This is a genomic window from uncultured Winogradskyella sp. (assembly GCF_937958655.1).
GTDB lineage: Bacteria > Bacteroidota > Bacteroidia > Flavobacteriales > Flavobacteriaceae > Winogradskyella.
Genome location: NZ_CALGNH010000077.1, coordinates 1 through 10,158, shown reverse-complemented (window position 1 = coordinate 10,158; position 10,158 = coordinate 1). Strand labels below are relative to the sequence as shown.

Genomic DNA, 10,158 nt, shown 5'->3' with positions numbered 1-10,158 from the left:
GGTCGCATTTCGTTACGTGTTAAAGTTTCATTTGGTAAATAATAACCATCAATATTAACAGACTCGCCTTGGCAATCTATCAACTCTTTTACAATTGTGTCTTGCTCTTTAGATAGCTGTTTGTATTTTTCTGTAAATTCAGATTTTAGCGCTTCATCTTTGTTTTGATTAGCAAGTGCTTCTGCCCAATATAACGCTAAGTAAAAGTGGCTTCCTCTATTATCTAATTCGTTAACTTTACGAGATGGACCTTTTTTATTTTCTAGCAATTTCTCAGTAGCCTCATCTAAAGCTTCACCTAGTACTTTTGCTTTATCATTATTGTTTACGTCTCCGTAATGGTCTAAGGATACGGCTAAGGCTAAAAATTCGCCTAAAGAATCCCAACGTAAGTGATTTTCCTTAACAAATTGTTGTACGTGCTTTGGTGCTGATCCGCCAGCGCCAGTTTCAAATAATCCGCCACCATTCATTAAAGGTACTATAGATAACATTTTAGCACTTGTACCTAATTCTAAAATTGGAAATAAATCAGTTAAGTAATCTCTTAATACATTTCCTGTTACTGAAATTGTATCTTTTCCGGCTTTAACGCGCTCTAAGGTAAATTCTGTAGCTTCTATAGGCGATAAGATTCTTATATCCAAGCCATTAGTGTCATGGTTTGGTAAATAGGTGTTGACCTTTTTAATTAATTCTGCATCATGAGATCGGTTTTTATCTAACCAAAAAACTGCAGGTGTTTGCGACGCTTTTGCTCTTGTTACCGCTAATTTTACCCAGTCTTGTACTGGTGCATCCTTTACTTGGCACATTCTCCAAATATCTCCAGTTTCTACATTATGAGATGTTAAAACATTGCCTGAAGCATCAATAACCTCTACTTTTCCGTCTGTAGAAATTTCAAATGTTTTGTCATGAGAGCCATATTCTTCAGCTTTTTGCGCCATTAAACCAACGTTAGGAACTGTACCCATAGTAGTTGGATCAAAAGCTCCATGTTTTTTACAGAAATCTATAGTAGCAATATAGACACCAGAATAACTACTATCTGGGATAATAGCTTTGGTATCTTGTTGCTCACCATTTTTATTCCACATTTGCCCAGATGTTCTAATCATTGCAGGCATAGAAGCATCTATAATAACATCACTTGGTACATGTAGATTTGTAATTCCTTTATCAGAATTTACCATGGCTAAATCTGGTCCATTTTCTAGTGCAGATTTTATATCAGCTTCAATTTCATTGCGTTTAGCATCCGATAATTCCTCTAAGTTTTCTAATAGATTTCCAAAACCATTATTAACATCAACACCAATTTCTTCTAGTGTTTCAGCATGTTTATCAAAAACAGCTTTAAAGTATGTTCTTACAGCATGACCAAAAATGATTGGGTCAGAAACCTTCATCATAGTTGCTTTCATGTGTAAAGACATTAATATATCTTGTGCTTTAGCATCTTTAATTTCGTTATCTAAGAAATTTAATAGGGCCTTCTTACTCATGTAAGTAGTGTCAATAATTTCTCCTGCTAAAAGCGCTAAATTATCTTTTAAAACGGATTGCTTACCGTTTGTGTCTGTATGTATAATCTTTACGCTAGTTGGATTCTCAATAGTTACGGACGTCTCATTATGTGCAAAGTCACCGTTAGACATTGTAGCTACATGCGTTTTAGAGTTAGACGACCAAGAACCCATACTATGTGGGTTTTTCTTAGCATAGTTTTTAACAGCCTTTGGTGCACGTCTGTCTGAGTTTCCTTCTCTTAAAACAGGATTTACAGCACTACCTTTTATTTTATTGTAACGGGCCTTAATATCTTTTTCTGTATCATTTTGAGGGTCTTCTGGGTAATCCGGAAGTTTATAGCCTTTAGCCTGTAACTCTTCAATAGCATCAGTTAATTGAGGAATTGAGGCACTAATATTGGGTAATTTTATAATATTTGCCTCAGGCTTTTTTGCTAATTCCCCAAGCTCTGCTAAGGCATCATTAACACGTTGTTCCTCTGTTACATAATCTGGAAATACTGCTAATATCCTAGCTGCTAATGATATATCTTTAGTTTCTATAGTTATGCCAGAAGATTCTGTAAAGGACTTTACTATGGGTAAAAAAGAACGTGTTGCTAAAGCTGGTGCTTCGTCTGTTTTTGTGTAAACAATCTTTGCTATTTTGGTCATAGGTTATTGTAAATAAAATGAATGTGCTTGAGCTTATTTAAAAAGCTGTGCAAATATACAAAATTGCATCAGTTTTGCTGCTGTGAGATTAGTAACTAAGGCTTAAATTTTTGCCAATTTCTTAATTTATGGTGCTAAAGGTTATCAATTTCATTTTTGGTTTAGTTATAATGTATTGAATCTATGTTTTGAAGTTAATTAAACGAAAAAATATGCCCCTTTAATTTTAAATTAAAACGGTTTTTTTGATAGGACTATTTTACTTGAGATGAACTACATTAAATATTAAGAAATTGATAACTCACAAACTTAAGTTTATAACAAAAAAAAAGCTTTCAATGAAAATTGAAAGCTTTTTTTTTGTATGTCTGTTAGATTATCTTCTAACTTCTTTAATTCTTGCTTTTTTACCAGTAAGACCTCTAAAGTAGAAAATACGAGCTCTACGTACTTTACCACGCTTATTAACTTCAACTTTTTGTAAGGCAGGTAAATTAACAGGGAAGATACGCTCTACACCTATAGTACCTGACATTTTACGGATTGTAAATGTTTCTGAAGTACCACTGCCTTTACGTTGTAATACTACTCCTTTAAAGAACTGTGTACGTGTTTTGTTTCCTTCTTTAATCTCGTAATACACAGTAATTGTATCACCAGCGCCAAATGTTGGAAAGTCTTTTTTGGTTACAAATTCGTCTTGTACAAATTTTACTAAAGAATTCATGTTTTCTTTTTTAATTGTGTTGCTTCATACCAACATTCACGATTTTCGCCAGAGGTTAATCTAAAGTGGGTGCAAAGATAATTAAAAAGTGAAAAGTAAAAAGTGAAAAGTGAAAAGATTTTGTTCTTGTGATTGCGTTGTTATTTCAGCGTACGTTTTTTAACTCAGGGATTAGGACTAGGATTAGGAAAAGGGAATTTTATTTGTGAAGTTAAAAAAATCCTTTTGTGCTACTCCTCTAAAAGATCTGGTCTTCTTTTTTGAGTTCTTTTGTAGGCCTGTTCTTCTCGCCACTTTTCTATTTCACCAAAATTACCGCTGAATAATACATCTGGTACCTTCATGCCTTTGTATTCTCTAGGTCTGGTATAAATAGGTGGTGCTAAAATATTGTCTTGAAAAGAATCAGTAAGAGCAGAGGTCTCGTTACCAAGTACACCAGGTATTAACCGAATAATAGAATCGCATAAAACAGCTGCTCCCAACTCACCACCAGAAAGTACATAATCGCCAATAGATATTTCTTTGGTTATAAATTTATCGCGTACACGCTGGTCTACACCTTTATAATGACCACAAAGAATAATAATGTTTTCTTTTAAAGAAACTCGGTTAGCAATACTTTGGTTAAGTCGTTCTCCATCTGGTGTCATATAAATAATCTCATCGTAGTGACGCTGCGCTTGCAGCTGAGATATACATTTATCTATGGGCTCTATAGATAATACCATACCAGCACCCCCACCAAACTGATAATCATCAACCGATTTGTAGTTATCCGTAGTATAATCTCTAAGGTTATGAAAATGGACTTCTACTAAATTAGCTTTAATAGCACGTTTAAGAATAGAAGCCTCAAAAGGACTCTTAATTAGTTCTGGTAAAACGGTAATGATGTCTATGCGCATGGTCTCACAAATTGAGTGCAAAGGTAGTTTTAATATTTATTTAAAAACTCAATTAATTGATTAACGGCTTTTCCTCGATGCCCAATTTTATTTTTTTCATCTAATGAAATTTCGGCAAAAGTTTTAGTGTAGCCCTCTGCTTTAAAAATTGGATCGTATCCAAATCCTTTTTTACCATGTTTTTTAGTGGTAATTTCACCTTTGCAAATGCCTGTAAAGGTTTCTAAATTACCATTAATATATAAGGCAATTACGGTTTTAAAATGTGCTTGTCTAGACGCTTTGTTTTTGAGCTGCGCTAACAATTTAGTCATATTATCGTCTGCATTACGTTGTGGTCCTGCGTATTGTGCAGAATCTACACCTGGTGCACCATTAAGAGCTTCAACCTCTAAACCTGTGTCATCAGCAAAACAATCATAACCATAATGTGTTTTAATATATTCTGCTTTTTGTATGGCATTGCCTTTAATAGTGCCTGTGGTTTCTGGGATATCTTCAATACAAAGTATGTCTTCTAAGCTCAATAATTTTATATGCTTTGGCACTAAAGCTTGTACTTCTCTGAGTTTATTTTGGTTGTTAGTAGCAAATACGAGCTGCATGGGTTTTTAATTTTACCCAAAGATATAATCTTTTTCTACTTAAAATTAGTAGTACAACTTTTAGATTCTCCAAACCATTTTACACGATTCTTAGATGCTGTTTTATAGATGTAATCTCTAATTAACCTAGGAATAAAGGCTAATAAGGCAGCAACACGTTTCCATTTGGGAATTTTAGAAACAATTTTAAGAAAACCATCAGAATGGGTTGTAACACCTTTTTTGTCTATAAGAATTACGGTATCTAGGCGCTTTGTAGGAAACCCGTAATTTTTAAGTAATTCTTGCCCATAGTTAGATTGAAATGCCACAAATTGAAATAAATCTTCTGGTGCAAATTTTAATAACCAACCCACAACACCGTTGCACAGATTGCACTCACCATCAAAAATAATAATGTCTTTAGTAATAGAATTTTTCATGTATAGTGATTTTACAATAGAATAGACGAGAGAATTGAAAATTACTTTCGTTAATGAAATATTTTAGGGAATTTTTATGATAAAAGTCATTTACAATACCCAAGGATTTTTGTAATTTAGAAGTACAATTAAAACTTAAAACACGAAGGAATTATGACAGTAAATTTTCAGTATGTAAACACAGATGTAAGTGAAACCTTATCAGCTTACGCGCAGGAACGATTAGATAAATTAAGTAATAAATTTGAGTTTTTAATTTCAGCACAAGTTTATATTAAGCATGATGATAACGAGCATGATGCTGGTAAAATATGTAATATAGAATTAAGTTTACCAGGCCCAAGAATTTTTGCAACATCTAGCGAAGCAACTTACGAGGCTGCCGTAAACGAGACCATAAGAGACTTAAAACGTCAGTTAGAAAAGCGTAAAGACGTTTACAAGGTTCATTAATTTTTTAAAATCAAATACATTAAAAGCTCAAAACTATGTTTTGGGCTTTTTTATTTAAGTCTTACATAGTTGTCTTTTAAATATTCTCTATCTTGGTGATTCAAATAAAAAAACAGTTTATGTTACGTCAATTATTTCTTTGCGGCTTTTTAGCGTTTTATCTTTTTTCATGTAAAAACGATTCTACTAAAAATGATCCATCTAAAGCCTCTAAAAATGAAACATTTGCAATCCTATTAGATAACTTTAAAGAGGAAGGTTATGTTTTAAATCCAACATTAGCAACAGGCGCTGGTGATATGCGTTTTAATGCAGAATTCCCTAATTTTTTATCACCAGAATACAAGGCCAAAAAGAAAACTTACTATGAATCTTACAGAGCTAAACTTGCTGATTTAGATGTAGCTTCATTGAGTACAACTGAAAAAATGAGCTTAGAGGTTCTTAAGTGGGATATAGATATAAATCTAGAGGCGATGCGTTTTAAAAAAGATTTAATGCCCATAGACCAAATGTGGTCTAAAAATTTAGATTTTAATCAGTTATCATCTGCCAGTAATGCACAACCTTTTAATACTGTTAAGGATTATAACGATTGGATGCAACGTGTAGATAACTATTTAGTATGGTTAAATTCTGCAATGTCTAATATGAAAACTGGTATGGCAGAAGGTTACGTATTACCACAACCGCTGATTAAAAAGGTGATTCCACAGTTTGAAACTTTAGCAAAAGGTGCTGTTGAAGATCATCTGTATTATGCGCCAATTAAGGTATTACCAGATAGTTTTACAAAAGATGAGCGTGATGCATTGACTGCTGCATATACCAATATGGTTAAAGAAAAAATAATGCCAGCGCATCAAAACATGGTCGATTTTTTAACGAATGAATACCTGCCAAATGGAAGAACAACGAGCGGAATAGACGCTACACCATTGGGTACGGATTATTACAACCATCAAATTAAACTATATACAACCACTGGCATGACTGCTGATGAGATACATCAGCTAGGGTTACGTGAGGTAGCACGTATAAGATCTGAAATGGAAAAAGTAAAAGAACAAGTTGGTTTTAAAGGCAATCTTAATGCATTTTTTGAGCATGTAAGAACTAACCAAAAATTGATGCCTTTTACGGATCGTCCTCAAGTGATTGAATTCTATGATAGTATTCATAATGCCATGATACCACAACTTAATAAGTTATTCAAAAATAAGCCCAAAACTGCATTCGAAGTTAGGAGAACCGAGCCATTTAGAGAGAAATCGGCTGCTGCTAATTATAATCCAGGCTCACTAGATGGTACAAGACCAGGCATCTTTTTTACACCAATTCCTAATGTAGAGACGTATAATATTTTCGATAAGGAAAGTTTATTCCTGCATGAGGCGATACCAGGTCATCATTACCAAATTTCTTTGCAACAAGAAAGTGAAGATTTGCCAAGTTTTAGAAAAACACTTTGGTATAGTGCTTATGGTGAAGGCTGGGCGCTTTATGCGGAATCTATGGGTAAAGAACTAGGTCTATTTAAGGATCCTTATATGTATTTTGGAATGTTGAGCCAAGAAATCCATAGAGCCATTAGACTTGTAGTTGATACAGGATTGCACGCTAAAGGTTGGACAAGAGAGCGAGCCATACAATATTCTTTAGAAAACGAAGCGGAATCCGAACGTGCCATTACCAGTGAGATTGAACGTTATATGGCAAACCCTGGTCAAGCCTTGTCCTATAAAATCGGGCAACTAAAATTGGTTGAACTTAGAGATAGAGCTTCAGAAGCTTTAGGAGATCAATTTGATATTAAAGACTATCACCACCAAGTTTTAGAAACCGGTTGTATTCCTTTACAATTATTAGAAGATAAAATTGATGCTTGGATTGCTTCTCAAAAATAGCATCTTAAATAAAGTGTTAATAATAGTGAGTCTTATCTATGATGATAAGGCTCATTTTTTAAAATAGTAAAGGCTCTATAGAGTTGCTCAATAAAGAACAAACGTACCATTTGATGGGAAAATGTCATTTGAGACAAGCCTAACTTTCCGTTAGCTCTTTTGTAAACAGTTTCAGAAAACCCATAAGGACCACCAATCACAAAGATTAAGGTTTTAATGCCAGAATTCATATGCTTCTGCAAGTAGCTGGAAAACGCCAAGGAATCCATTTGCTTACCATTTTCATCTAATAGAATCATAACATCAGACTTCTGCGTTTTAGATAAAATTAACTCGCCTTCTTTATCCTTTTGTTGCGCTTCAGAAAGATGCTTTACGTTTTTAATATCTGTAATAATTTCAAACTCAAACCGTATGTAATGACTTAATCGTTTTTGGTAATCTTCAATTAAGGCCTGAAGATTTTTATTGTCGGTTTTGCCTATAGTGATGAGCTTAATTTGCATGCTCAAATTTACGATTTACAAATTATGATTCACGATTTTTTTAGTCAGAATTCGTAAATCTAAAATCGCATATCGTCAATCAATTTCCTATTTTTACAGTAAATATAAGTTGACATGATTTCAAAAGAACAATTCAAAATAGAAATAGAAGGCATCATAGCTAATGCGATTAGAGAGGATGTTGGTGATGGTGACCATAGTTCTTTGGCTTGTATTCCAGCTTCAGTAATAGGAAAAGCAAAGCTTTTAGTCAAGGATGAGGGCGTAATTGCAGGAATTGAGTTTGCAAAACAAGTCTTTGCTTATGTAGATAAAAACATGAAAGTTGAGACTCTGATTGAAGATGGAAGTGAAGTAAAATATGGAGATATCGCATTTTATGTAGAAGGAGCTTCACAATCTATTTTAAAAGCAGAGCGTTTAGTCTTAAACGCTATGCAACGTATGAGTGCCATTGCAACCAAGACAAAAATATTTGTGGATTTATTGGAGGGAACAGGAACTAAAATTCTCGATACCAGAAAAACAACACCAGGAATTAGGGCCTTAGAAAAATGGGCTGTAAAAATTGGAGGTGGCGAGAATCATAGATTTGCTTTGTACGATATGATTATGCTAAAAGATAACCATATTGATTTTGCAGATGGAGTAGCTAAAGCAATTAATCTGACTAAGCAATACCTTAAGGATACCAATAGGGATCTCAAGATTATTGTTGAAGCACGTAACTTAGAAGAGATAAAAGAGATATTAGACTGTGGTGGAGTATATCGTATTCTTATAGATAACTTTAATTATGAGGATACACGTAAAGCTGTAGCTTTGATTGGAGATCAGTGTTTAACAGAATCTTCTGGTGGCATCAATGAAAAAACGGTTAGGCATTATGCTGAGTGTGGTGTGGATTACATCTCATCTGGTGCATTAACGCATTCGGTTTATAACATGGATTTGAGTCTCAAGGCAGTGTAATATGACAAAACCCATTGAAGATAAGCTTGATAAAATTCCTGTGATTAATCTGGTGGTTCGCTTTTTTAAGCAAGTTAGACTACCAGGATTTGAAGGCTTATCTATCTATGATTTATTAGAGTTGTACGTTATGGGTATTGTTAAAGGTGCGCTTACTACTAGAGCGAGTGCCATAGCCTTTAGTTTTTTTACAGCGATTTTTCCATTTCTTCTATTTGTGATTACTATAATACCTTACATTCCTATCGCTGATTTCCCCACGCAATTCGAAGATTTTTTAAATTCGGTATTACCGCCTCAAACTTCAGAATTCTTTTTTTCTAATATTTTTGAAAATATAAGTGGTGGAGCAGGGGCAGGCTTGGTATCATCAGTATTTTTATTATCCATGTTATTAATGGCTAATGGAGTTAATGCTGTGTTTTCAGGGTTTGAAAATTCTTATCATGAGCAATTAACACGTAATGTTTTTCAGCAATATTTATATGCTTTAGGTGTGGCGTTAATCTTGGCAATTTTAGTATTGTTGACTGTTGCTGTTTTTGGGTATTTTCAGATTTACATATTAAAACCCATTTACGAAACTATTAGTGGTGAAACCTTGGCTAAAAATAGTAATGGAGTAGGATGGATAGTGTTTGCAAAGTATTTATTTTTTGTTTTGATGGTTTACTTAGCCACAGCAACCTTATATTATTTTGGCACAAAAGAAGGTAGACAAACACGCTTTTTTTCAATTGGTGCCTTACTAACGACGCTTCTCATTATTCTAACTTCATATTTATTTGGGATTTATATAGACAATTTCTCTCAGTACAACAAATTGTATGGCTCTATAGGTGCGTTATTGATACTGCTGTTATATCTGTGGCTTAACTCTAATATACTATTGTTGGGATACGAGTTGAATGCGTCACTAAGACGATTACATAAAATTAATACAAAAAATGAATAAATATATTTTAGTTGCACTCTATTTTTTAAGTTTAAATTTAAGTGGTGCTCAAAGTATTTTTGGCAAATGGAAATCTATTGACGACGAAACCGGAAAAGAGAAATCCATTATAAAAATCTATGAACAGGATGATAGAGTCTATGGTAAAATTATTCAACTTTTAAATCCCTCTAAACCCAATCCAAAATGTACCGAATGTGAAGGGTCAAAAAAAGACCAACCCATAACAAATATGGTTATCATCGAAGGTTTAGAAAAAGATGATGATGTCTATGAAGGTGGTATAATTCTAAATCCAGAAAACGGTAAAGAATACCAATGCCAATTAAAACTCGACGACAAAAATACATTAAGAGTGAGAGGCTACGTGGCGTTCTTTTATAAGGCTCAATACTGGAAACGTGTTGATTAGTATAAGGTAAGAATTAAGAAGTAAAATTTTATATTATATGTTATAAGTAAATAAATTTTGATTTTTTTCACTAGACACTAGACACTAGACACTAGACACTAG

At 33.6% G+C, this 10,158-nt stretch carries 11 protein-coding genes; 5 read left to right on the top strand and 6 right to left on the bottom strand.

Going from position 1 to position 10,158, the window contains the following annotated elements; genetic code table 11:
* The 5 genes from Q0800_RS13000 to Q0800_RS12980 all read right to left on the bottom strand — a co-directional run.
* Positions 1-2,189, bottom strand: a 2,189-nt coding sequence (locus Q0800_RS13000; protein WP_299130519.1) for an NADP-dependent isocitrate dehydrogenase, incomplete at its 3' end; no start/stop codon positions are given.
* 376 nt (positions 2,190-2,565) lie between these two features.
* Positions 2,566-2,916 carry a 50S ribosomal protein L19 gene (gene rplS / locus Q0800_RS12995; protein WP_299130518.1) on the bottom strand — a complete coding sequence of 117 codons (351 nt, stop codon included), beginning with the start codon at positions 2,914-2,916 and terminating at the stop codon, positions 2,566-2,568.
* 230 nt (positions 2,917-3,146) lie between these two features.
* Positions 3,147-3,824: a tRNA (guanosine(37)-N1)-methyltransferase TrmD gene (gene trmD / locus Q0800_RS12990; RefSeq protein ID WP_299130520.1), complete on the bottom strand. Its 678-nt coding sequence runs from the start codon at positions 3,822-3,824 to the stop codon at positions 3,147-3,149.
* Between the two features lie 29 nt (positions 3,825-3,853).
* A complete protein-coding gene (locus Q0800_RS12985; RefSeq protein WP_299130517.1) occupies positions 3,854-4,429 on the bottom strand; it encodes a non-canonical purine NTP diphosphatase in 576 nt (191 codons plus the stop codon).
* A 35-nt stretch (positions 4,430-4,464) separates the two neighbouring features.
* Positions 4,465-4,851: a thiol-disulfide oxidoreductase DCC family protein gene (locus Q0800_RS12980; protein WP_299130516.1), complete on the bottom strand. Its 387-nt coding sequence runs from the start codon at positions 4,849-4,851 to the stop codon at positions 4,465-4,467.
* Positions 4,852-5,004: 153 nt separating this feature from the next.
* Between Q0800_RS12980 and raiA the strand changes: the two genes are divergently transcribed.
* A complete protein-coding gene (gene raiA, locus Q0800_RS12975; RefSeq protein ID WP_299130515.1) occupies positions 5,005-5,304 on the top strand; it encodes a ribosome-associated translation inhibitor RaiA in 300 nt (99 codons plus the stop codon).
* A gap of 119 nt (positions 5,305-5,423) precedes the next feature.
* Positions 5,424-7,211: a DUF885 family protein gene (locus tag Q0800_RS12970; RefSeq protein ID WP_299130513.1), complete on the top strand. Its 1,788-nt coding sequence runs from the start codon at positions 5,424-5,426 to the stop codon at positions 7,209-7,211.
* A 32-nt stretch (positions 7,212-7,243) separates the two neighbouring features.
* Here Q0800_RS12970 and rlmH read toward each other — a convergent pair whose 3' ends face one another.
* Positions 7,244-7,717, bottom strand: coding sequence for a 23S rRNA (pseudouridine(1915)-N(3))-methyltransferase RlmH (rlmH, locus tag Q0800_RS12965; RefSeq protein ID WP_299130511.1), 474 nt, complete (start codon positions 7,715-7,717; stop codon positions 7,244-7,246).
* A gap of 114 nt (positions 7,718-7,831) precedes the next feature.
* Here rlmH and nadC point away from each other — a divergent pair, with 114 nt between their 5' ends.
* The 3 genes from nadC to Q0800_RS12950 are packed head-to-tail and all read left to right on the top strand — an operon-like array spanning position 7,832 to position 10,056.
* Entirely contained in the window at positions 7,832-8,689 is an 858-nt protein-coding gene (gene nadC, locus Q0800_RS12960) for a carboxylating nicotinate-nucleotide diphosphorylase (RefSeq protein ID WP_299130509.1), read from the top strand.
* A gap of 1 nt (position 8,690) precedes the next feature.
* The gene (locus Q0800_RS12955; protein ID WP_299130507.1) at positions 8,691-9,644 is read left to right on the top strand and encodes a YihY/virulence factor BrkB family protein; all 954 of its coding nucleotides are present in this window, start codon (positions 8,691-8,693) and stop codon (positions 9,642-9,644) included.
* Positions 9,637-10,056, top strand: a complete 420-nt coding sequence (locus tag Q0800_RS12950) for a DUF2147 domain-containing protein (protein ID WP_299130505.1) — start codon at positions 9,637-9,639, stop codon at positions 10,054-10,056. The genes Q0800_RS12955 and Q0800_RS12950 overlap by 8 nt, the downstream gene beginning before the upstream one ends.
* Positions 10,057-10,158: the final 102 nt, after the last annotated feature.

What these genes read in the sequence shown, in the direction of transcription:
- rplS (WP_299130518.1), bottom strand. Translation starts at nt 2,916, where the DNA reads ATGAATTCTTTAGTAAAATTTGTACAAGACGAATTTGTAACCAAAAAA.
- trmD (WP_299130520.1), bottom strand. Translation starts at nt 3,824, where the DNA reads ATGCGCATAGACATCATTACCGTTTTACCAGAACTAATTAAGAGTCCT.
- Q0800_RS12985 (WP_299130517.1), bottom strand. Translation starts at nt 4,429, where the DNA reads ATGCAGCTCGTATTTGCTACTAACAACCAAAATAAACTCAGAGAAGTA.
- Q0800_RS12980 (WP_299130516.1), bottom strand. Translation starts at nt 4,851, where the DNA reads ATGAAAAATTCTATTACTAAAGACATTATTATTTTTGATGGTGAGTGC.
- raiA (WP_299130515.1), top strand. Translation starts at nt 5,005, where the DNA reads ATGACAGTAAATTTTCAGTATGTAAACACAGATGTAAGTGAAACCTTA.
- Q0800_RS12970 (WP_299130513.1), top strand. Translation starts at nt 5,424, where the DNA reads ATGTTACGTCAATTATTTCTTTGCGGCTTTTTAGCGTTTTATCTTTTT.
- rlmH (WP_299130511.1), bottom strand. Translation starts at nt 7,717, where the DNA reads ATGCAAATTAAGCTCATCACTATAGGCAAAACCGACAATAAAAATCTT.
- nadC (WP_299130509.1), top strand. Translation starts at nt 7,832, where the DNA reads ATGATTTCAAAAGAACAATTCAAAATAGAAATAGAAGGCATCATAGCT.
- Q0800_RS12955 (WP_299130507.1), top strand. Translation starts at nt 8,691, where the DNA reads ATGACAAAACCCATTGAAGATAAGCTTGATAAAATTCCTGTGATTAAT.
- Q0800_RS12950 (WP_299130505.1), top strand. Translation starts at nt 9,637, where the DNA reads ATGAATAAATATATTTTAGTTGCACTCTATTTTTTAAGTTTAAATTTA.